This window comes from Carnobacterium divergens DSM 20623 (assembly GCF_000744255.1).
Taxonomy (GTDB): Bacteria; Bacillota; Bacilli; order Lactobacillales; family Carnobacteriaceae; genus Carnobacterium; species Carnobacterium divergens.
Genome location: NZ_JQLO01000001.1, coordinates 1,683,267 through 1,707,119 on the forward strand (window position 1 = coordinate 1,683,267; position 23,853 = coordinate 1,707,119).

General features: G+C 35.9%; 21 protein-coding genes and 1 tRNA gene. 6 read left to right on the forward strand and 16 right to left on the reverse strand.

What is annotated here, in order from left to right; translation table 11 throughout:
* Positions 1-72: 72 nt before the first annotated feature.
* The 9 genes from BR52_RS08190 to rpoN all read right to left on the reverse strand — a co-directional run bounded on the left by BR52_RS08190 (position 73) and on the right by rpoN (position 11,989).
* On the reverse strand, positions 73-273 hold the full coding sequence (locus tag BR52_RS08190; RefSeq protein WP_034571318.1) for a cold-shock protein: 201 nt from the start codon (positions 271-273) through the stop codon (positions 73-75).
* Positions 274-569: 296 nt separating this feature from the next.
* Positions 570-2,549, reverse strand: a complete 1,980-nt coding sequence (locus BR52_RS08195) for an LPXTG cell wall anchor domain-containing protein (protein WP_034571321.1) — start codon at positions 2,547-2,549, stop codon at positions 570-572.
* A gap of 349 nt (positions 2,550-2,898) precedes the next feature.
* Entirely contained in the window at positions 2,899-4,194 is a 1,296-nt protein-coding gene (gene eno / locus BR52_RS08200) for a phosphopyruvate hydratase (RefSeq protein WP_034571324.1), read from the reverse strand.
* A gap of 125 nt (positions 4,195-4,319) precedes the next feature.
* Positions 4,320-5,849, reverse strand: coding sequence for a 2,3-bisphosphoglycerate-independent phosphoglycerate mutase (gpmI, locus tag BR52_RS08205; RefSeq protein WP_034571327.1), 1,530 nt, complete (start codon positions 5,847-5,849; stop codon positions 4,320-4,322).
* The gene (gene tpiA / locus BR52_RS08210) at positions 5,849-6,604 is read right to left on the reverse strand and encodes a triose-phosphate isomerase (protein WP_034571330.1); all 756 of its coding nucleotides are present in this window, start codon (positions 6,602-6,604) and stop codon (positions 5,849-5,851) included. The genes gpmI and tpiA overlap by 1 nt, the downstream gene beginning before the upstream one ends.
* A gap of 267 nt (positions 6,605-6,871) precedes the next feature.
* The gene (locus BR52_RS08215) at positions 6,872-8,056 is read right to left on the reverse strand and encodes a phosphoglycerate kinase (protein WP_034571333.1); all 1,185 of its coding nucleotides are present in this window, start codon (positions 8,054-8,056) and stop codon (positions 6,872-6,874) included.
* 108 nt (positions 8,057-8,164) lie between these two features.
* Positions 8,165-9,169 (reverse strand): type I glyceraldehyde-3-phosphate dehydrogenase, encoded by a 1,005-nt coding sequence (gap, locus tag BR52_RS08220; RefSeq protein ID WP_034571336.1) that lies wholly within the window; start codon positions 9,167-9,169, stop codon positions 8,165-8,167.
* A gap of 43 nt (positions 9,170-9,212) precedes the next feature.
* Positions 9,213-10,253 (reverse strand): sugar-binding transcriptional regulator, encoded by a 1,041-nt coding sequence (locus tag BR52_RS08225; protein ID WP_034571339.1) that lies wholly within the window; start codon positions 10,251-10,253, stop codon positions 9,213-9,215.
* A 374-nt stretch (positions 10,254-10,627) separates the two neighbouring features.
* On the reverse strand, positions 10,628-11,989 hold the full coding sequence (gene rpoN / locus BR52_RS08230) for an RNA polymerase factor sigma-54 (RefSeq protein WP_034571341.1): 1,362 nt from the start codon (positions 11,987-11,989) through the stop codon (positions 10,628-10,630).
* Between the two features lie 147 nt (positions 11,990-12,136).
* Here rpoN and BR52_RS08235 point away from each other — a divergent pair.
* From BR52_RS08235 to BR52_RS08255, 5 genes are all read left to right on the forward strand, one after another.
* Positions 12,137-12,208 (forward strand) — tRNA-Arg (locus BR52_RS08235).
* A 68-nt stretch (positions 12,209-12,276) separates the two neighbouring features.
* Positions 12,277-12,780 carry an NINE protein gene (locus BR52_RS08240; RefSeq protein ID WP_034571344.1) on the forward strand — a complete coding sequence of 168 codons (504 nt, stop codon included), beginning with the start codon at positions 12,277-12,279 and terminating at the stop codon, positions 12,778-12,780.
* Positions 12,781-12,858: 78 nt separating this feature from the next.
* Positions 12,859-13,365, forward strand: coding sequence for a P-loop NTPase family protein (locus BR52_RS08245; RefSeq protein WP_034571347.1), 507 nt, complete (start codon positions 12,859-12,861; stop codon positions 13,363-13,365).
* 145 nt (positions 13,366-13,510) lie between these two features.
* Positions 13,511-14,104, forward strand: coding sequence for an ATP-dependent Clp endopeptidase proteolytic subunit ClpP (gene clpP, locus BR52_RS08250; protein WP_034571350.1), 594 nt, complete (start codon positions 13,511-13,513; stop codon positions 14,102-14,104).
* A gap of 110 nt (positions 14,105-14,214) precedes the next feature.
* Positions 14,215-14,745, forward strand: coding sequence for a DsbA family protein (locus BR52_RS08255; protein WP_034571353.1), 531 nt, complete (start codon positions 14,215-14,217; stop codon positions 14,743-14,745).
* Positions 14,746-14,783: 38 nt separating this feature from the next.
* Here the strand turns inward: BR52_RS08255 and namA are convergent, their stop codons facing one another.
* From namA to BR52_RS08290, 7 genes are all read right to left on the reverse strand, one after another.
* Positions 14,784-15,812, reverse strand: coding sequence for an NADPH dehydrogenase NamA (gene namA, locus BR52_RS08260; RefSeq protein WP_034571355.1), 1,029 nt, complete (start codon positions 15,810-15,812; stop codon positions 14,784-14,786).
* A gap of 20 nt (positions 15,813-15,832) precedes the next feature.
* Positions 15,833-16,780, reverse strand: coding sequence for a DNA-binding protein WhiA (whiA, locus tag BR52_RS08265; protein WP_034571358.1), 948 nt, complete (start codon positions 16,778-16,780; stop codon positions 15,833-15,835).
* Between the two features lie 31 nt (positions 16,781-16,811).
* Entirely contained in the window at positions 16,812-17,807 is a 996-nt protein-coding gene (locus tag BR52_RS08270; RefSeq protein WP_034571360.1) for a gluconeogenesis factor YvcK family protein, read from the reverse strand.
* Positions 17,804-18,691, reverse strand: coding sequence for an RNase adapter RapZ (gene rapZ, locus BR52_RS08275; RefSeq protein WP_034571364.1), 888 nt, complete (start codon positions 18,689-18,691; stop codon positions 17,804-17,806). Before rapZ ends, BR52_RS08270 begins: the two co-directional genes overlap by 4 nt.
* A 151-nt stretch (positions 18,692-18,842) precedes the next feature.
* Positions 18,843-20,567 carry a phospho-sugar mutase gene (locus tag BR52_RS08280; protein WP_034571367.1) on the reverse strand — a complete coding sequence of 575 codons (1,725 nt, stop codon included), beginning with the start codon at positions 20,565-20,567 and terminating at the stop codon, positions 18,843-18,845.
* A gap of 191 nt (positions 20,568-20,758) precedes the next feature.
* Positions 20,759-21,706 carry a thioredoxin-disulfide reductase gene (gene trxB / locus BR52_RS08285; protein ID WP_034571370.1) on the reverse strand — a complete coding sequence of 316 codons (948 nt, stop codon included), beginning with the start codon at positions 21,704-21,706 and terminating at the stop codon, positions 20,759-20,761.
* A gap of 91 nt (positions 21,707-21,797) precedes the next feature.
* A complete protein-coding gene (locus BR52_RS08290; protein WP_034571373.1) occupies positions 21,798-22,229 on the reverse strand; it encodes a tetratricopeptide repeat protein in 432 nt (143 codons plus the stop codon).
* Between the two features lie 252 nt (positions 22,230-22,481).
* Here BR52_RS08290 and BR52_RS08295 point away from each other — a divergent pair, with 252 nt between their 5' ends.
* Positions 22,482-23,831, forward strand: coding sequence for an MATE family efflux transporter (locus BR52_RS08295; RefSeq protein WP_034571376.1), 1,350 nt, complete (start codon positions 22,482-22,484; stop codon positions 23,829-23,831).
* Positions 23,832-23,853: the final 22 nt, after the last annotated feature.

Genomic DNA, 23,853 nt, shown 5'->3' on the forward strand with positions numbered 1-23,853 from the left:
ATTTAAAAAATTGTACAAAAAAAGAGCTTAGTAATAAATTACTAAGCTCTTTGAACAATTAAGTTTTAAAGCTTACGCTTTTTCAACGTTAGCTGCTTGAGGTCCACGGTTACCTTCTTCAACTTCGAAAGAAACTGCTTGTCCTTCTTCTAAAGTTTTGAATCCGTCTCCACCGATAGCTGAGAAATGTACGAATACATCGTCACCATTTTCGCGTTCGATAAAACCAAAACCTTTTTCTGCGTTAAACCATTTTACTGTACCTTGTTCCATAATAAAATTCCTCCTCATGCGCCGTATAGGCACTTAATTTATTCTTGCTTAACGGTATGAATCGGAATGTTCTGAAACAATTCTTTTCTTTACCTAACAAAAACACTAAAGTAAGTATAGCATGGATTTATTTATAATACAAGCGATTTTAACTACTTTTTGTAAAATAATAAAAAAAATAGTGGATTTTTTTATTTAAATGGAATTTTGATTATAATATTTAATTATGAAAGAGTATTATTTAAGAATAAAAAAGAAAGCCTTCCTTTTACAGAACAGGCTTTCTATCTATTTTATTATGAACGCTTTTTAACTCCTACTAGTCCAATCATCCCAATGAATGAACTAATTGCCAACCAAAAACTAGACTTGCTCTTAGTTTCTCCTGTTTGAGGGAGCGTTTCTGTTTTAGAAGTTGTTGCCTCTGGAAGAACATTTGGTTTTTGATTTGCTATCGGCGTTCCTTGATCCGCTGGTTTTTTTGGATTAATCGGTGCCACTGGTTGCGTTGGATCTTCTGGTTTAGGCTCTGCTTTTTTATTTATTGAAAATTTACCTTTGGAAGTATCCGTTAAGCCTTCTGGAGTAGTCTCTGTAAACGCAACCGTATAGTCACCATCGGCTAAGGCATCCATTTCTGATTGCGGAACTTTCCCACCTGTTCCTGAAGCTACTGGTTTGCCTTCTTTATCATAAATCACCCAGCCTAAGCTTGATTCAGGATGTTTTTGTGTTCCTGTTATGGATTCTGGGTTGACTGTTTTATCAACAGTCGTTGTTGTTTCTGGATGACGCAATTTAAATTCGTCTGATGAAGAATGCGTTAAGCCTTCTGGGCTTGTTTCAGTAAATTTAACTTTATAGTCACCATCTTTTAAACCTTCAATTTCGGATAAAGGGACTTCATTCCCCACTCCAGATGCTACTGTCTTACCGTCACTATCATAAATGACCCACTCAAGACTTGATTCCGGTAATTTTTGTGTACCCGTTACGGATGCTGGATTTACTGGTTTATCAACTATTGTTGTTGTTTCTGGTCGACGAATTTCAAATGTATCAGATGAACTATGAGTATCACCATCTGTACTTGTTTCGGTAAACTCAATTTTATAATCGCCATTTTCTAACTCTTTCATTTCTGATGACGAGACTTCGCTTCCTATTCCAGACGCTATCGGTTTCCCGTCCTTATCATAAATGACCCAACCTAAGCTTGAGTCTGGTAATTTTTGAGTACCAGTTAGTGATTCTGGATTAATTGGCTTATCGACTGTTGTAGTTGATTCTGGACGACGAATTTTAAATTCACCAGAAGAGGTATCTGATATTGCTTCTGGGCTCATTTCAGTGAATTTAACTGTATACTCCCCATCTGCTAAAGCATTAATTTCGGCAAATGGTACTTCATTACCTGAACCTGTTGCTATCGGCTGATTATTTTTGTCGTAGATAGTCCATGTTAACTCTGAATTCTCTATTTTTTTTGTCCCAGTTAATGATTCTGGATTAATTGGTCGATCCACAAGCGTCGTTGATTCTGGATGACGAAGCTCAAAATTGTCATTGGTTTTATTTGTTAAAGGATTGCCATGCATGGTTTTACCTGTAACCGTTGTTTCAATCGTATACTTGCCATCCCCTAAAGTTTGCATCTGTTCAGGCGTTACATCACCCGTTCCTTCTAAAATGAAGCCATTCTCACCTTTAATCACCCACTCAATAACTGCTCCTTCTTTCGCTGAGGAATGATCAACTGAGATTGGGTTGTACTTTCCATGAATTCCATTAATGGTTAAATTAATGTCGATAGATTCTTTGTTGACTTGAACAAGAGTTGTATTTGGTCTAACCGGAGCACCTATAAATTTTTCTATAGATACCTCAACATAGTAAATACCATCTGAATAAGTAGATAAGTCAATTACTGTATTATTTGTGTAATCTCCTGTATAAATAGCTGGTACCGAAAAATGCTCATCATAAATCGCGTAACTCATTGGTCCAGTATTATCTCCCTTATAATCAACTTGAAGAGAGTTTCCTTGATCTACTATAAACATCGCGTTACTAAATGACATGTAATATCCATCATTAGCTGTCAAAAACCATTCTCCAAAAGTATCAAGTCCACTACCACCTATACCTTCATATAGTAATGGATATGAACTTGAATTTGAACCAGATTCTCCTTCAGCATCTACTTGATTAGGAATATTTAACCCTATCAGCAGTCCACTAAATAAAACTAAACTCCCTAAATATTGCTTTTTCATAAAATTATATTCTCCTTCATTAAGTGATTTTTTACAGACATTTTTTGTCTACAAATTCATTTCGTAAAGAAAATTATAACACATTGAATTTAATTTTTATTTTTTACTTTTTCTTTAGTTACAGGCATAAGTTGAACATTATCTTTACTCGTAAAATCTTTTTTATACGCGGTAAGAACACTAATAATGGGAATTAATATGTTTTAAAATACAACTCACATTATAGTAAACTTTGAGGTCTACTCATCATTTAAATATCTTTTTTTAGCTAAAAAAAGATCCACCTTGTTTAATTAAACAAAGTGGATCTTTTCAAATTGCAATGAATGTTCATTACAATGAATAAAAATTATTTATTTTTTAAGTTGTAGAAAGAATCTAAACCTTGATAAACAGCTAAGTCGCCTAATTGGTCTTCAATTCTTAATAATTGGTTGTATTTAGCAATACGGTCTGTACGGCTCATTGAACCAGTTTTGATTTGTCCAGCATTTGTTGCAACAGCGATATCCGCAATTGTTGCATCTTCAGTTTCACCAGAACGGTGAGAAACTACTGCTGTATAACCAGCACGTTTAGCCATTTCGATAGCATCAAATGTTTCTGTTAATGTACCAATTTGGTTAACTTTGATTAAGATTGAGTTTGCAATACCGTTTTCGATACCACGAGCAAGTTTTTCAGTGTTTGTAACGAATAAATCGTCACCAACTAATTGAACTTTTTCGCCTAAGACTTCTGTTAAGTGTTTGAAACCTTCCCAGTCGTTTTCGTCAAGTCCATCTTCGATTGAGATGATTGGGTATTTAGAAACTAAATCTTCATAAAGTTTAACCATACCTTCAGCATCTAATTTACGTCCTTCAGAAGCTAAGTCATAAAGACCAGTTTCTTTGTCGTAGAATTCTGATGATGCAACGTCCATTGCGATTTTAACGTCAGAACCAGCTTTGTAGCCAGCTTTTTCGATAGCTTCGATGATAACAACGATTGCTTCTTCGTTTGATGATAAATCAGGAGCGAAACCACCTTCGTCACCTACAGCTGTGTTTAAACCTTTTGATTTTAATACTGCTGCTAAGCTGTGGAATACTTCTGCACCCATACGGATAGCTTCTTTAAATGATGGAGCTCCAACTGGCATAATCATGAATTCTTGGAAATCCACTTTGTTGTCAGCATGTGATCCACCGTTGATGATGTTCATCATTGGAGTTGGCAATACTTTAGTATTGAATCCGCCTAAATATTGATATAAAGGAACATCTAGGTAATCAGCAGCAGCACGAGCTACAGCGATTGAAACACCAAGAATAGCGTTTGCGCCTAATTTACCTTTGTTAGGAGTACCATCTAATTCGATCATAGTTTTGTCAATCGCCATTTGGTCGCGAACGTCAAAGCCTAAGATTGCTTCAGAGATAACTGTGTTTACATTTTCAACTGCTTTAAGAACACCTTTGCCTAGGTAACGAGATTTGTCTCCGTCACGTAATTCAACCGCTTCGTGTTCACCAGTAGAAGCACCAGATGGAACCATACCGCGTCCAAAAGCACCGCTTTCTGTGTAAACTTCAACTTCGATTGTTGGGTTTCCGCGTGAGTCTAAGACTTCACGAGCTAAAATATCTGTAATAAATGGCATTTTATTTCTCTCCTTTGAGTTTCAATAATTTTTTAGTGCCAAGGCGCATTCGTCCTTAGCTACATTTTAGTCAATTTTATCAATAGTTGCAATGAATTTCGTCAAATTCAAGGCAATCTTATCAATTATTTTTGAATTAAGCTTTCGCCAGTCATTTCTGCTGGTTTTTTAACGCCTAATAAGTCTAACATTGTTGGTGCTACGTCTGCTAAGCGGCCGCCTTCACGTAATGTAACACCTTTTTTAGTAACGATTACAGGAACCGGTACAGTTGTGTGAGCTGTATGCGGTTTGCCTTCTGGCGTTGTCATTGTTTCTGAGTTTCCATGATCGGCAAAGATGATTGCATAACCGCCTTTAGCAGTAATTGCATCCACTACGCGTCCTAAGTTTTCATCAACGGCTTCAATCGCTTTAATCGTTGGCTCTACCATACCAGAATGTCCTACCATGTCTGGGTTAGCAAAGTTTAAAATAATCGCATCATGCTTATCTGCTTCAATATCAGCTACTAAAGCATCGGTTACTTCGTAAGCACTCATTTCAGGTTGTAAATCGTAGGTTTCAACTTTAGGTGAGTTGATTAAAATACGATTTTCTCCTGGAAACTCTTCATTACGTCCACCGTTCATAAAGAACGTTACATGTGGATATTTTTCAGTTTCAGCGATACGTAATTGAGAAAGACCTTCGTTTGAAAGGACTTCACCAATCACATTTTTCATTTCGATTGGAGGAAATGCTACGTCTGCAACAATACTTGGATTGTATAAAGTCATCGTTACAAATTTAACGTTTTCCGCACGAGCGCCACGTTCAAAGAATGTCCATTCTTGATCTGTAAACGCATTTGACAATTGAATGGCACGGTCTGGACGGAAGTTAAAGAATACAACAGCATCGTTGTCTTCAATTTTCCCAACCGGTTGTCCGTCATTTCCAATAATTGCTGGAACAACGAATTCATCCATTTTGCCTGCTGCATAAGAGTCTTCAATGACTGCTTCTGCTGAATCGAACATTTTACCAGTTCCGTGTGCAATTGCGTTATACGCTTGCTCCACACGTTCCCAACGTTTGTCACGATCCATTGCATAGAAACGGCCAGATACTGTAGCGATTTCGCCATAGTTCAAGTCATTCATTGCATGTTGTAGTGTTTGAATATAACCTTTCGCTGAATCTGGTGCGACGTCACGACCATCTAAGAAAGCATGAACGTAAACATTTTTAACACCTTTTTCTTTAGCTGTTTTGATCAATGAAATTAAATGATTGATGTGGCTATGAACCCCACCATCAGATAAAAGACCAAATAAGTGTAAGCTAGAGTTATTTTCTTTTGTATGATCAAATGCACTGTTAATCGCTTTATTTTCTTGAAATTCACCGTCAACAATTGCTTTATCAATACGAGTTAAACTTTGATAAACGATACGTCCAGCACCAATATTGGTATGACCAACTTCTGAGTTTCCCATTTGTCCTTCTGGTAATCCAACATCAAGACCAGCAGCCTTAAGTTGACCATGCGGATAAGTTTCCCAGTAACGATCAAAGTTTGGTTTGTTCGCTAAAGCAACGGCATTTCCCACAGTTTCGTTACGCAACCCAAATCCATCAAGGATAATGATTGCAACAGGTGATTTACTCATTATTTAACGGCCTCCAATAATGCTAAGAAAGATTCTGCTTCTAAGCTGGCTCCTCCTACTAAAGCACCATCAATATCAGACTGTGCCATGTATTCTGCAATGTTTTCTGGTTTAACAGAACCACCGTATTGAATACGAACAGCTTCAGCTACTTCTTTTGAGTATAATTTTTCAACTGTTTGACGAACAACTGCACATGTATCGTTAGCATCTGTTGAAGTTGAAGATTTACCCGTTCCGATTGCCCAGATTGGTTCGTAAGCAAGTACAGAAACTGAAACTTGTTCAGCTGATAAGCCTTTTAAAGCTCCTTCAATTTGTCCAGCAACCCATGCATTTGTTTCGCCAGCTTCACGTTGTTCTAACGTTTCGCCACAACAAATAATTGGTGTCATACCATTTTTGAAAATAGCATGAGCTTTTTTGTTGATGTCTTCATCTGTTTCGTGGAAATACTCACGACGTTCAGAGTGACCAATGATTACATAGTCAACACCTAAATCATTTAATGCAGCTGGACTTGTTTCACCAGTAAAGGCGCCTGATTCTTCAAAATAACAGTTTTGTGCTGAAATTTTTAAATCTGTTCCTTTTGCTGCAGTTACTAATTCTTGTAAAAACAATGTTGGTGATCCGATTACTGAATCAACAGCTGAATTTGCAGGGATTTTAGTTTTAACAGCTTCTGCAAAAGCTAAAGCTTCTGATGCTGTTTTGTTCATTTTCCAGTTACCAGCGATAATTGGTTTACGCATAATGTGTTTGCCCCTTTAATTTTAATTTAAAATCAACAATAGGTCTTCTTTCTGACCGAATGTGAATCATGCTTCTAAAGCGCTGAGGCGCCAAGAATCAAAACTTCTTTTCGAAAGCCACAGTTCGTTCTTTTAGACCGAATGTGAATCATGTTTCTAAGGCGCTGAAGCGCCAAGAATCAAAACTTCTTTTCGGAAGTCACAGTTCGTTCTTTCGGAACGAATGTGAATCATGCTTCTAAGGTGCTGAGGCGCCAAGAATCATGATTATTTATCAGAAATAGAATCCACGCCAGGTAATACTTTACCTTCTAGGTATTCTAGAGAAGCTCCGCCACCTGTTGAAATGTGTGTAAAGTCATCCGCAAAGCCTAATTGCATAGCTGCTGCTGCTGAATCTCCACCACCAATGATTGTTGTTGCGTCTTTTAATTTTGCAATTGCTTCACATACGCCGATGGTACCTTTAGCAAAGTTGCTCATTTCAAATACGCCCATTGGTCCGTTCCATACAACTGTTTTAGCGCCTTGTAATTCTTTTGTAAATAATTCAACTGTTTTTGGTCCTACGTCAAGTCCCATCATGTTAGCAGGAATTGCTTCGTGGATTTCAGTTGGAATATCATTACTGAATTCTGTCGCACATACAGAGTCAACTGGTAAAATCAATTTGCCGTTAGCAGATTCTAATAATGATTTTGCTAAGTCGATTTTATCTGTTTCTACTAATGATTTACCAATTTCTTTTCCTTGAGCAGCGTAGAATGTATAAGTCATTCCTCCACCAACAAGAACTTTGTCAGCAACCTTTAATAGATTTTCGATAACGCCAATTTTATCAGAAACTTTTGCGCCACCAAGAATTGCCACTAAAGGACGATCTGGGTTTTCAACAACGCCACCGATAAATTTGATTTCTTTTTCCATTAGGAAACCAGCTGCTGATTCTAAGTTAGAAGCAATTCCAACGTTAGAAGCATGAGCGCGGTGAGCTGTACCAAATGCGTCATTTACAAAAACGTCGCCTAGTGAAGCCCAATATTTACCTAATTCTGAATCATTTTTACTTTCTTTCTTGCCATCAATGTCTTCAAAGCGAGTGTTTTCAAACATAACCACTTCGCCATCTTTCATATCAGCAATAGCTTTTTCTAATTCAGCTCCACGAGTTTCAGGAACGAATGTTACAGGTTTGCCTAATAATTCGCTTAGACGTTCTGCAACTGGACGCAATGTTTTGTCTGCTTTGTCTTCTTCTGTTTTAACTTTACCTAAATGAGAGAAAACAATGACTTTACCATTTTTTTCAAGAATGTATTCAAGTGTTGGAAGTGCAGCAACGATACGGTTGTCGTTAGTAATAACGCCATCTTTCATTGGTACGTTAAAATCAGCACGAACTAGTACTTTTTTATCTTTTAAATCTAAATCAGTAACAACTTTTTTAGCCATGAGAGAAGCCTCCTATTGTTTATTAAAGACATAAAGAAAAGCGGGAAGCGCGAAGCTCCCCGCTTTTCAAAAATGTCAGAATATGCACATTTTAAAATTAAGAAATAATTAACCTAATTTTGCAAAGTATTCTAAAGTACGGATAAGTTGTGCAGTGTATGACATTTCGTTGTCATACCAAGCAACAGTTTTAACTAATTGGTGATCTCCAACAGTCATAACTTTAGTTTGAGTTTCGTCAAATAATGAACCGAAAGTCATACCAACGATATCAGAAGAAACGATTGCATCAGTATTGTAACCAAATGATTCATTTGCAGCAGCTTTCATTGCAGCATTTACTTCTTCAACTGTAACTTTTTTGTCTAATACAGTTACTAATTCAGTTAATGAACCAGTAGCAACAGGAACACGTTGAGCAGCTCCGTCTAATTTACCTTGTAATGAAGGTAATACTAAACCGATTGCTTTAGCAGCACCAGTTGTATTAGGAACGATGTTTTCTGCAGCAGCACGTGCACGACGGAAATCTCCACCTGGGTGAGGACCATCAAGAGTCATTTGGTCACCTGTGTAAGCGTGGATTGTAGTCATAAGACCTTCAACAACACCAAATTTTTCTTCTAATACTTGTGCCATTGGAGCTAAACAGTTAGTAGTACATGAAGCACCTGAGATAACTGTTTCAGAACCATCTAAGATTTCATGGTTTACGTTGTAAACGATTGTTTTCATGTCGCCTGATGCAGGAGCAGAAATAACAACACGTTTAGCGCCAGCTTTTAAGTGTAATTCAGCTTTTTCTTGAGTTGTAAAGAAACCAGTACATTCAAGAACAATCTCAACACCAAGTTCGCCCCATGGAAGTTCTTCAGGGTTACGGTTAGCAAGAACTTTTACTTCTTTACCGTTAACATTGAAATAACCATCATGAACTTCAACGTCACCGTCGAAACGTCCTTGAGTTGTATCATATTTTAATAAATGAGCCAACATTTTTGCGTCTGTTAAGTCATTGATTGCAACAACTTCAATACCTTCTACTGCTTGGATGCGACGGAAAGCTAAACGTCCAATACGTCCAAAACCATTAATACCTACTTTTACTGTCATAACTAGATTTCCTCCTTTAGGAATTCTTGATTTATTATTTATTTTAAAGGGTTACCCCTTTTAAAATCTGGTTAGCTGCACCTTCGTCTGTAATCAACCATGTTTGACTTGGTGCGTTTTTCATATAAGCTTCTATTGCTGTTGCTTTTGACCTTCCACCAGCGATTGCCAGTACACAAGGAATCTTGGCTAAATCTTTCAATTGTAACCCGATGCGTGGAATTTTATAGACCACTTCACCAGCCTTGTTAAAGAAATATCCAAAAGCTTCACCAACTGCAGCTTGTTCTTTAATCAGAGCTAGAGCTTCTTCACTCATTCCTCTGCGTTCTGCCATTAGTTTGGCATCTCCAATACTGTGTAACACACATTTAGCCTTTGTGACCATTTTTAAAGTGTTGAAAACAGCTGGTTCTTGGAGTAATGGTTTATACGTTTCTTCACTGACTTGTTCTGGCACGTATAAAACTCGATTTTCGCCACCTGTATTTTCAGCCATTTGAGAACTTATCGTATTCGCTTGAATATTCACAGCTTCTCCAATGCCTCCTCTTGCAGGGACAAAGATCAGATGTCGATCGTTGGACAAAGCTTTTGTCATTTGGTCTGCAACCTTTGCCATTGTCGTTCCACCCATAACGGCAATAATATTGTCGCCACTTGGCAGTAGAAAATCCAATGATTCTGATGTTGCATGCCCTAATTCTTCCATGACTTTCCTTTGTTCTTCACTATCGCCTGAGACAATTATGCAATGTTCTATTTGGAAATAAGTAGCCAATTCCTTTTCTTTTTCCCGCATTCCTAAAAGTTGTCCCATCATTTGATCTAACTCATGATAGACGTCTTCCCCAGTAACGGTTAACTCCATTCCTACCTTTGAAGTTTTAATAATGTTTTGCTTTTTTAAAAAATCTGTTTCAGTACGTAAAACACGTTCTGTTACATTCATTTTCCCAGCTAAAACACGTCTACCGACTGGCCCCAACAAATAGATATTGCGCAAAATCTGATACCGTTCTCTAAGAGTCTCCATAATATCAGGTGCTACTTTTTCAATAATAGATAATACATCTTGCTGCATAAGAGTGCCTCTTTCTTCCTTGGTCGTTTAATGACCATGTAAGTCGTTTCGCGACCCTGAGTGCTTAAAAAAATGAAGAGATCCTTAATGAAACAAAAACATTCATTTGACTGTCTGTAGGTTTGTTGTCATTTGTCGCAGTATTTCGCCTACCGCTTCCATCTCTTACACTAATCATTTTAACAGCTTACAAGCTATCTTTCAACTATAAAGTGCTTATTTTTCTATTCCTAAAAAAAATATTAATTTTTGTGTCTATCTTGTGACTAAATTATTTTGTTTCTTTATAACTTAATTCTTGTTTTGTAATTAAGTCTAAAATAAAAACCTGTTTCTTCTTATAACATAGAATAAAAAAATCCACAGGTTTTTTATTAATCAAATCGTTTTCTTTTAGATGAAGAAGGAATGCCTAGAATATCCCGATATTTCGCAATCGTTCTTCTAGAAACGTCAATTCCTTCTTCTTTTAATTGTTCCACTATTTTTTGATCTGACAGAGGTTTATGTTTATCTTCATTTTCTACACAAAATGCGACTCTTTTCCGAACAGAATCTCCTGAAATTTCCAATTCGTCTTCAGAATTTTGTATTTTTGATTGTTGCGTTTTTAATGAATTTGTGAAGAAACTTTTTAATTCGAAAATACCAAAACTAGTCTCTAAATATTTGCCATTAATGGAGCGACTTACTGTCGATTCATGAATATCAAGTTTTTCGGATATCTCTTTTAAAGTTAATGATTTGATTGGATGTGCTGGGTTTAAGAAAAATTCCTTTTGGCGCTCAACAATCGCAGTCCCAACTCGAACAATGGTTTCTCCTCTTTGTTGCAAGCTTTTTTGAATCCACTCGTACTCATTAAATTTATCCTTCATAAATCGTCGTACATCTTTGTCTTCAAATTGAGACATTTCTTGATAATAATCCTTTTGAAAATGAACGACTGGCAAGCCTGTTTTAGCTGATAATACTTTGATTTCATTCTCTTTTGTGACACGTATAATTAAGTCAGGACGGATGTATTGTTCTTTTGTACCGTCATATAAAGCGCCTGGGCGTGGATTCAAGGTCTGAATATAATCTGAAATTTCTTGAATCTCAGCCAAACTAATATCGAATTTTTTCGTAATTTCTTTCCATTTACGATTTGCAAAATTTTCAAATTCTTCCTCTACTATCACATACGCCATATTAGGAGCAAAATCATCTCGCTCTATTTGCAACATTAGGCATTCTTGTAAATTTCTAGCGCCTACTCCTGCAGGATCTAATTGTTGTAATAACGTTAAGGCATCTAGCATTTGGATATCTTGTGCCCCCGTTGTTTTTGCAGCTTCCGATAATTCTATTTTTAAATAGCCATTATCATCAATATTTTCAGTTAAAAAGAAAACCAATTCTCTTAAATAAGTATCTCTCATTGTCAGATGAATTTGCTCCAACAAAAATTCAAATAAGGAAATGCTAGTATCTGGTACTTGATTCAAATAATTAAACTCTTCGTTATGTTGATAGTTCATTGTACTTTTTACGGGTTGAATAGCTGCCTCAGCATCATAATCCCGTTCAACGGTTACTTCGATTAAAGGATTTTCTAGCGCCTTTTGCTCTAAAAAGCTGGCCAGTTCTTCTGTATTATATTGTAGCATTTGAATGGATTGCTGTAATTGTTGTGTCATCGCCATTTTTTGGACTTGTCTTTGTTGTTGGCTAAACTTTTGTTCAAAATTCACAATCATTCCTCCTTCATATCCTTTCAAAATCTTCACTGCTATCATACCATATTTTGAAATTGAAAAGGAATTCATCTTTTTATAGCGTGCTTATAATTAAATCTTGTCTTTTCAACTAAATTCAGCTAAACTATAGTAGTTGATTTAGTCTCCTTAGTGTAATGGATATCACGTAAGATTCCGGTTCTTGAGATGAGGGTTCGATTCCCCCAGGAGACATAAAAACAGAGAACAGATTCATGTTCTTTTTTTGTGTCATTAACTATTTAGCAAAAAGGAGTTTTAAAATGAATAAAATTATCAAGTTAGAAGCTGATTATTTAGTCGTTGCAAAAGAAGATGGCACTACCATTCGTGTTCCATTAGAAACAATCGATTTTGACGCAGCTGTTGGGGACTTAGTTGAAATTTATTATGATGGTCCAAATGTCATTCTACATAGGCCTGAACAAAAAAAAGAAACCGTTCAAGACCGTATTAATATCAACATTGTGAATGAAACTTCTCAAGCGCAAACCCAAGCTCAAGAGCAGGGTCAACAACATACTCAAGTTCAACAAACTCCACAGTATAGCCAAGTTGGCAAATGGGTCAATAAATGGATTTATGTTCTTTTAGCTATTTTCCTTGGTGGATTTGGTGTTCATAAGTTTTATGCTGGAAAATCTGGAGCTGGAATTACATTTTTAATTTTCTGTTGGACTGGTATCCCTGCTATAATTGCTTTTTTTGAAGGTATCTTTGCCGCTTTCAAACCAGAAGATGCAAATGGAAATATTTTTATTCAATAATTTAATGGTTTTATAAATAGCTTATTTAAAGGATTTTCTTTAAATAAGCTATTTTACTTAGTAAAGGAGGTTAGTTTCATGACAAAAATTACGATTATTGGCCCTTCTGGGTCAGGAAAATCAACCTTAGCTAAACAACTAGGGGATTTTTATGAGGTTCCTGTCATTCATTTAGATTCACTTTATTTTAATCCAAACTGGCAAGAAATTGGCAAAAGAGCTCTTCTAGAAAAAGTAGCACCTCTTATTCATTCAAATCAGCATTGGATTATTGAAGGCAACTACTCAATCACTTGGCCTATCCGTTTCAACAATAGTGATACTATTATTTTTCTAGACTTCTCAAGATCTGTTTACATTCGCCGAATTTTAAAACGCTCCTTTATCTATCATGGAAAAGTAAGACCTGATATGGCAGATGGTTGTCCTGAACGTTTTAATTTAGACTTCTTAAAATTTGCATGGAATTATCCTACAAGACGAAAAGAAACACTAAAACAATTAGCCATGATTCCAAAAGAAAAAATCTTAACCTTTCATCATCCAACTGAATTAAAACACTACCTAGCTTCTTTAATGAATTGATTTCTACCTCATTTTAGCAACTAATAATTAATCGAACAAAACATTTGACCTTAATTGACCATTAGAGTAAAATACAACTAGTAACAGTTTTACTTTTTATGTTACAATAACCATGATTTGAAACCTTTAAAGGAGGAAATATAATATGAATTTAGTACCTACAGTCATTGAACAATCATCTAGAGGAGAACGCGCATACGATATTTATTCTCGTCTATTAAAAGACCGTATCATTATGTTAAGTGGACAAATTGATGATAACGTAGCAAATGCAGTTATCGCGCAATTGTTATTCTTAGATGCACAAGATTCTGAAAAAGATATTTACATTTACGTCAACTCACCAGGTGGTAGCGTTACTGCTGGACTAGCAATTTACGATACAATGAACTTCATCAAAGCAGATGTTCAAACAATCGCAATGGGAATGGCTGCTTCAATGGGAAGCTTCTTGTTAACAGCTGGTGCAAAAGGCAAACGTTATGCATTGCCAAATGCAGAAATTATGATTCATCAACCCCTAGGTGGTGCTCAAGGTCAAGCAACTGAAATTGAAATTGCTGCGCGTCACATATTAAAAACTCGTGAACGTTTAAATAAAATCTTGGCAGATCAAACTGGTCAACCAATTGAAGTCATCGAACGCGATACAGACCGTGATAACTTTATGAGTGCTGAAGAAGCAAAAGCTTATGGCTTAATCGATGAAATTATGGTTAACAGCTCTTCATTAAAATAATTTTTAACAAGGCTTGTAAAACGATTTTGTTTTACAGGCTTTTTTGCTACCCTTGTGTGTCCATCCGCGGTATAATTAAATTATGGAACTATTGAAGGAGGAATTTATTTATGGATATCAGTAAAATTAAAGCAAGCGAAGTTGGAACCGAGTTTGGTTTTAAAATTGGAGCAAAAGAAGCTCCTGTTAAAGTAATCGAATTTATCAATATTCGTTGTCCTTATTGCAAGAAATGGCACGAAGAATCAAAAGATGTGTTAACAAAATTTGTTGAAGAAGGAAAAGTTCAACGAATTATTAAACATTTTGATAAAGAAAAACCCTCTTTACAAAAAGGAAATGTTTGTCATCATCATTTAGACTATCAAAACCCTGAAAAAGCGCTAAAAGATATTGACTTCCTTTTTGAACATCAACACCAATGGGGTGACCTAACCAATGAAGAAGTCGCAACTTATGTTGAAGAGAAATTAGGTCTTAAAAATCAACCTAATGAAGCTCAAATCAACGGAATTATTGCTGAAGCTGAAGCAGCAAATATCTTCTTTGTTCCAACAGTTATTGTGGGGGATCATATTTTTGATGAACATATCACACCGGATGAATTGACCAATTTAATTGAAGAAGAACTTAAAAAATAAAAAAGAATCAAGCGATTACTCAATCGCTTGATTCTTTTTTATCTCCAACCACGTAAATATTGAACGGGTGTTTTGAGTTGATCTTTTGCATTCAATTCAATGGCAACCTCTCGAACCCAAAAAGGATTACGTAATAATTCTCGTCCAATAACCACCAAATCTGCTCGACCATTTCCAATTACTTCTTCTGCTTGTGCTCCATTTGTAATTAGGCCTACTGCTCCTGTCGCAATGCCAACTACTTTACGAATTTCTTCTGCATAATGCACTTGATACCCAGGAAATATGTTTGTCGGTTGAACATTTACTAAGCCTCCTGTAGAGACATCGATCAAATCAATACCTGCATCTCGCATCCATTTTCCAATCATTAAATAATCTTCAAGGTGAGCGCCATCTGCTTGGTAATCTTCTGCAGAAATTCGAACAAATAAAGGTTTCTCCCATAACGCTCGAACTTCAGCAATGATTTGACTTAAAAAACGATACCGGTTGCCAATCGGTCCACCATACTGATCTGTTCGCTTGTTCGTCAACGGGGATAAAAATTGATTAATCAAATAACCATGTGCTCCATGAAGTTCAATAACGTCAAATCCTGCTTTTTGACACCGGATAACGGCATCTTTAAAGGCTTTTACAATCTCTGTAATTTCATTTTCAGATAATGCTTCTGGTTGCTGATAGGCTTCACTATAGGTAATACTTGATGGTGCTACAATTGAATCAGGCACATCTGCTTTTCGTCCTGCATGATTTAATTGAATCCCTATTTTTGCACCCATTTCATGAACATGATCAACTAATTTTGTTAAACCTGCAATATGATCATCTGACCAAATACCTAAATCCTCCTGTGAAATTCGACCATTCGGCAATATCGCTGTTGATTCAACCATAATTAACCCTACTTGACCAAGAGCTCTTGTTCCATAGTGAGTTAAGTGAAAATCAGTCACTTTTCCATCTTGTTCAAAAACAGAATACATACACATCGGTGACATCATTACTCGGTTTTTAAATTCTACTGATTTTATTGTATAGGGCGCTAATAATTGTGACTTCATGATTGATTTCCACCTTTCTTTTATCCTTTGCTAACTGTGCTTTTTGCTTTTAAATTTTCTGCTACTTCATTTAACTTACGCAATCGATGGTTGATACCCGATTTGCTGATGGCACCACTTGGAATCATTTCTCCTAATTCCTTTAAGGTTACTTCTGGATACTCTAAACGAACCAAAGCAATTTCTCTTAATTTTTCTGGAAGTTTATCTAATCCCATCATCTCATCAATAAAATGTATACTTTCAATCTGCTTTCCTGCTGCATCAATTGTTTTATTTAAATTTGCATTTTCGCAATTCACTAAACGATTGACAGAATTCCGCATATCTCGAACAATTCGTACGTCTTCAAACTTTAACATGCCTGTAGTTGCACCAATCAACGCAAGAAAATCTGCTATTTTTTCAGCTTCTTTCAAATACGTGATATATCCATTTCGGCGTTCTAACGTTCGCGCATTTAACTCAAAATAGTTCATCATTTGACAAATATCATTGTTGTGTTCTTCATAGATGGAATAGATTTCTAAATGATACCGGCTTGTTTCAGGATTATTAACCGAACCACCTGCCAGAAATGCACCCCTTAAATAAGAACGAATTTTTTGAGGGTTTGTGATAATTTCATCTGCAATATGAGCATGAAAAAGTAGACCATCCATAATATTTAAGTCTGATAAAACTTTTTTTGTTCCTTGCTTTAAGCGCACAATATAGACATTATTTTTTTTTAATTTCATTTTGCGGCGAACCAATAGTTCACTTTCCACTTCAAAATGATCTTTTAATAAGACATAAATTCGCCTTGCAATCGCTGCATTTTCAGTTTGAACATTTAAAATAAATTTTTGATTCACTAAACTAACCGCACCATTCATGCGAATCAATGCTGCCAATTCAGCTTTTGCATGCTCTTTGTGAACTTCTAATGTAGTTAGTTCTTTTTTGACATCTGAGGCATAGGACATACTAGACAGCCTCCTTTCTTTAAACGACCTTTTAATTTTTAGCGCCAAATACAAGACGCAGTAATTCTTCTACAACTTTTTCTCCATCATGAAAGACTCCCTGATCTCTGAGTTTCAAGAAGTCAGCCGAAATTACGCGACAATTTTCATTTCGCAAGCCTTCAAAATCATGCGTGACTTGAACGAGGTATTCGTCATAGCGCTCTTTGTCCATATAATCTTCTGGAACATGTTCGGTATTTACTAAAATCGTATCAATAAACTGATTGCCTAAATGTTTGTGCAATACCCTGATATGATCCGCATCGGAAAAATTTTCTGTTTCTCCTAATTGCGTCATAATGTTACAGATGTAGACAACTTCTGCTTTTGTATTTACAACAGCTTCACCTAAATCTTGAATCATTAAATTGGGTAAAATACTCGTAAATAAGCTACCTGGACCTAATACCACCATATCCGCTTCTAAAATTGCATCGATTACTTGTCTAGCAGCTTTAGCATCATGGTTAGTTTCAGTTGGTGTTACATATACTCGATTAATGGTTTTACGATCGTGAGCAATTTTAGATTCTCCAGAAACCCTAGTTCCATCTTCAAACTCCGCATGTAAAATTAGCGGCTCCTCTGAGGCTGGATACACTTGACCATCAACACGCATCATTTCCGCTAATAGTTGAATCGCTTCAAAGACATTTCCTTTCATCTCTGTAATTGCTGCAATAATCAAATTTCCAATCGCATGTCCCGCTAAAAAATGATCGTTACTATCAAAACGATATTGGAAAATTTCTTCTTGCAATCGAGGTAAATCAGACAATGAAACTAAAACATTCCGAATATCTCCAGGAGGCACTACATTCACATAATCTCTAATCGTCCCACTACTCCCACCATCATCAGCAACTGTCACGATTGCAGTGATATCAGCAGATTGCGCTTTTAAATTTTTCAAAATAACTGGTAGGCCCGTTCCGCCTCCAAGTACAACAATTTTAGGTCTTCGATTGCGTTTAGGAACCATCATGAACGATTGATACTTTCTTTACGTTTATCTTTATCTCGGTGTGTAATATTGACTTTATAGTCATCGGCAATTAGTTGACGACCTACTCTTTCAGTTAAAGCAACGGAACGGTGTTGCCCTCCCGTACATCCAATCGCTATCGTTACATTATTTTTACCTTCTTTTTTATAACCTGGCAAAACATATAATAATAAATCGATAAATTTACGATAAAATTGTTCTGTTTCTGGCTGCTGCATCACGTAATCATATACTGGTTTATCTAAACCAGTTAAAGGACGTAGCGTATCGATATAGTGAGGATTTGGTAAGAAACGGACATCCATTACAACATCGGCATCAATCGGTAGCCCATATTTAAAGCCAAATGAAATGACCTCAACTCTAAATAAATTGGTGTCTTCTGTTTTAAAACTTGAAATAATTTCTTCACGTAATTGACGTGGCGTTAAATGTGATGTATCGATCACTAACTGCGCTCTACCTTTAATTTCATTAAGTAGCTCTCGCTCACTACGAATTCCATCCATAACTCGACCATCGCGTGCCAACGGATGAGCGCGTCTTGTTTCTTTATATCTTGAAACTAAAACTGCATCCTCTGCTTCTAAAAACAAAATTTTCGTTGTAATAAAGGACGTATTGTCCATACTTCCAATTGCAGTTAAAATTTCATCAAAAAAAGCTCTTGAACGAAGGTCAATTACTAAGGCAATTTTTGTTAATTTTCCTGATTCTTTTACTAATTCCCAAAATTTAGGTAATAAACTGGGTGGCATATTGTCAACACAAAAATACCCCATGTCTTCAAAACTCTGCATTGCCACAGTTTTACCTGCGCCACTCATTCCTGTAATAATTACTAATTGAAGACTATCTACCATCATCAGTCACTCCTTTTCAAAACGATTACTCGTTTATTCTTTAATTTCTATTATAACATACCGGGTGTATCACGTATACTTAAGAAGTCTTTTCATTTCGTTAAAAGAAGCGTAGTCTTTAAAAGACTACGCTTCTTAATGTATTTCTTTATTATGCAATAATAGCTTGAATACTTGCTTCAAAATCTGCTACCTTATTCGCTACTTTTTCAGCTGTATCTGCTACTGCACCAATATAAAACTTAATTTTCGGTTCTGTTCCAGATGGACGAATCGCAATCCAACTGCCATCTTCTAATTGATATTTTAAAACGTTAGATGTCGGCATGTCAATTGGCTCTACTCTTCCGTCTTGGAATGTTCTTGTTTGATTGCCAAAGTCCTCAGAACTTACAACAGAAATACCTGCAAATTCTTTTGGTACTTCTGCACGACATTTTGTCATCAAGTCTTGAATTTTAGCTGTTCCTTCAATTCCCGCCATTGTAACTGAGATTGTTTTCTCTTCAAAATAGCCATATGTTTGGTAAATCTCTTGTAAGCCATCATACATTGTTTTTCCTTGTTTTTTATAGAACGCAGCAACTTCTGCTACCAATACTAAAGCTTGAATGGCATCTTTATCGCGAACAAAAGGTTTTACTAGATAACCATAGCTTTCTTCAAATCCAAATAAAAAGATTTGACTATGATCTTCTTCATATTGTTTGATTTTTTCTGCAATAAATTTAAACCCTGTTAAAACATTGATCATTTTAATTTCAAAGCTTTCTGCAATTTTCGTTGCTAACTCACTTGAAACGATTGACTTTAATACAGTACCATTAGTAGGCAATGTTCCGGCTTCTTTTTGAGCTGTTAATAAATAGTGCAACATTAATGACGCAATTTGATTTCCTGATAACACTTCATAATTTCCAGCAGGCATTTTCACTGCAATCCCAAGACGGTCTGCGTCTGGATCTGTTGCAACTAAAACATCTGCCCCTTCTTTTTCACCTAAGCGAATCGCATATTCAAAGGCACTATGTTCCTCTGGATTTGGTGATTTGATGGTAGGAAAACTAGGGTCAGGAATCGCTTGTTCTGGAACTACCGTAATGCCTTCAAATCCAGCATTTTTTAGTGCGCGCTCTCCTAGCATTTGACCAGTTCCATGAAGCGGAGTGAAAACAAGCTTCATTTCTTTGCTCATTTCTTTTACTAATTCAGGATTCACTGTCACTGTTTTCACTAATTCAAGATAAGGTGCATCAATGTCTTCACCAAGTATGGTTAATAAACCAGAATTTTTCAACTCTGTTTCACTTAATACCTCAATTTCTAAGCTATTGTCAATTTCACGAACAAATGTTGTTAAAGCATCCGCTTCTTTAGGTGGCATTTGCCCCCCGTCTTCACCGTAAACTTTGTACCCATTGTATTCAGCAGGATTGTGACTTGCTGTAATCATAATTCCCGCATAGGTTTTCAATTCACGAACTGCAAAAGAAAGTTCTGGCGTTGGACGTAAGCTTTCAAATACAAACGCTGGAATGCCATGCTTGCCTAATGTTTTAGCTGCCTCCATTGCAAATTCAGGTGATTGATGACGTGAGTCATAAGCAATAGCTACTCCTCTTTTTTTCGTCTCCTCACCTAAGCTGTCCATAAATGAAGCCAAACCTTCCGTTGCTTGACGAATGGTATAGATGTTCATACGATTAATTCCTACTCCTAAAACACCTCGCATGCCCGCTGTTCCAAATTCTAAAGGCGCGTAGAAAGCATCTTCTAAGACTGCTTCATTATTTGCTAATTCATTTAATTCTGCTTTTAAATTATCTTCTAATGTTTTATGATTTTTCCAAGTTTCATAAGTATTCTTCCAAGTCATTTTTGAAATCATCCTTTTTCCATATTTTTTTAATTATTTCCTTCAATAACAGTTAATCATTTTGATTATATCACTTCTTGCATAGGCTTTCACTCATTTTAAATAACTTTCAATAATCTTATGTTTTAATTGTCATCTTAATTACAAAAAAAGAACCTTTATAAAAATAAAGATTCTTTGTGTCGTTATTATTATTTTTCTAGACTTTCTTTTAATTCTTCTACGTATTTAAAGACAGCTTGTCCTGCTTGACCGCCATCGCCAACAGCGGTAGTAACTTGACGTAATGTTTTTTGACGAACATCTCCAACAGCAAAAATACCTGGAATTGCTGTTTCCATCTCATCATTTGTAATAATCCAACCTTCTTCATCTGTAATCCCTAAATCTTTAAAAGAATTCGTTTGAGGTAAAATACCTACATAGATAAACGCTCCATCAGCGGCAATTTCTTTCGTTGAACCATCTTTTGTATCAACCAAAGTCGCTCCCGTTACTTTCATGTCATCTCCATGAATTTCTGATACTGTTGCATTCCATATAAAGTCAACTTTTTCATTTTTAAACGCACGGTCTTGCAATATTTTTTGAGCACGTAATTCACCGCGACGATGAATAATTGTTACTTTACTAGCAAATTGAGTTAAATACGTTCCTTCTTCAACTGCTGAATCTCCGCCACCAATTACAATCAATTCTTTATTTCTAAAGAAGGCCCCATCACATACTGCACAATAAGACACACCGCGTCCATTGTATTCATTTTCTCCAGCAACTCCCAATTTACGATGCTCTGCTCCAGTTGCGATAATGATTGCACGCGTTTTATATTCGTTACCACCTGCTGTAATGGTTTTATATTCTTTACCGTCCTCTATTTTTTGAACATCTCCATACGCATATTCTGCTCCAAATTGTTTTGATCCTTCAAACATTTTGTCTGATAATTCAGGACCTAAAATACTTAGAAACCCAGGATAATTTTCAATTTCAGCTGTATTAATCATTTGACCACCTGGAACGCCTCTTTCAAGCATTAAGGTTGATAAGTTTGATCTTGATGCATATAACGCTGCTGTCATTCCTGCTGGACCTGATCCAATAATGACAACATCATAAATTTTTTCATTTGATTCCATGTTTTCGCTCCCTTTATTTCTCAATTCTCAGTGCTATTTATCTACTTTAATATGAATGGAGACATTCGTCTACTAATTTGCTTACAAAAAATTAGTATCCTTTCAATTCCATTTCTAAAGTTTGTTTTAATTCAGTTGCTTCTTCAATAAAATCACCGGTAGGATCTTCTTTTAAATACATTTTTACTAACTCCAACGCTTCCTCTAAGTCCTCTAAAAAAGCATAATTGTTTGCTTGAAAATAATAAGCTTCGCTAAAAATGTCCCCACTTTCTTCAATCAATGTATCTAAAATAGTAATAGATTCATTAAATTCACCGGCATGCTGATGGCAAATTGCTAGCTGGCAAAGAGCAAAAATTTTTTCTTCCTCTGTTTTACAAAGTGTCGCTGCACGATTCAAATATTTTTTAGCCTTGAGGATATCGTTTTTTTGAAACGCTGCAATTCCTAAACTAAAGTAATATTCACTTGATGGGAAAAACTCAATAATCGGTGCTCGCTTATTTTCAGAATCAGACATCTTTTCGCCTCCTTTTTTGAACTTTGTCTTTAAGTATAACACAGACATTTCAGGTGGGATAGCTCCTATTTTGGATTCCTGTATTCATGATGGAGAAAATTATTTTATAAAAAAAAGAAAAATGTCCATTGTTTCTTTTTCGCATTTAACATACACTTAAAAAATATTGTTTTTAAAGTAATTCTACTCGTAATTTTACTTAAATTCAGCTATTATATCTGCAAGTCAATTAAAATCATAAAGGAGGTCCCTATGGTCAAAAAGAAGCGTCTTCATTCAGATAATGAGCTCATTAGTTTAAGTTGGCCAATTTTTGTGGAACTTTTTTTAAGGGTTATTATTGGAAATATTAACGTACTAATGATTTCAAAATATTCAGAAAGTGCTGTGGCTGCTGTTGGTGCATCCAATCAAATCTTGAATTTAACCGTATTTATTTTCGGATTTGTAAGTGTCGGAACTCAAATTATCATTGCCCAATTAATTGGTGCAAAAAGAAGAGAACGAATCCAATCGGTGATTACTACGTCTTTAACTGCTGCTTTGGTTCTTGGTTTTTTAATCAGTGCTATTTTTATCTTCTTTTCAACCTATTTCCTCCAATGGATGCAACTAAGTCCTGAATTAGTTGAAATAGGGGCTAGCTATTTAAAAATATTTGGTGGTGGAATGTTTTTAACTTCTCTGACAACTACTATGATTGCGATTATGCGTAGTCATGGTTTTACAAAACCCGCTTTACTTGTCCCTCTATTTGCAAGTATTATTGCAGTTATTGGAAATTTCTTTGCTTTGTATGGCCCCTTTGGTTTACCTGTTTTCGGTGTTACTGGCATGGCTGTTTCCAGTATTGTTGGGAATTCTGTAGGTTTAGTTATCGCAATTTATTTGCTACACCGCCATGTTCGTTATCGCATTTCATTTACAAATTTTAAAGATTTTTCTTTTAAAAATTTAAAATCTGTTTTAAGTTATGGTCTTCCTTCTTCTGGAGAAGCTCTTTCTTACCAAGCGGCACAAGTTGTTGTAACCACAATTGTTGCGACCTTAGGACAAGATGCGTTAGTAGCGAAATCTTACGTTAATGCAATCACTCAGTTTGTTTCACTTGCCGCTGCTTCATTGAGCCAAGGAACGCAGATTATGATTGGTCGACATGTTGGAGCTGGAGAAATTGATCGTGCGTACCACCGAGGAATTCGTAGTGTGAAAATCGGCGTTATCCTTTCTGTTGTTATTACCTTTTTAATTTGGTTATTCATTACACCAATTATGGGGGTTTTCACTTCCAGTCTGACGGTTCTATTGATTGCTAAACAGGTTTTCTTAGTCGACATCTTCTTAGAAGCAGGACGAGCTGTCAATATGATTTTGGTTGGCGCTTTAAATGCGAGTGGCGACGTGAAATATCCATTGATTTGCAGTATTATTGTCCTTTGGATTATTAGCTTGCCTTTCTCTTATTTACTAGCTATCAAATTTGGGCTTGGTCTAGTTGGCGTTTGGTTAGCCTATGCAATCGATGAAATTTTGCGAAGTTTATTGATGCTTTATCGTTGGAAATCTGATATTTGGAAAAGTAAATTTAAATTATCCGATTAAAAAAAGGACTGGCTAATTGATT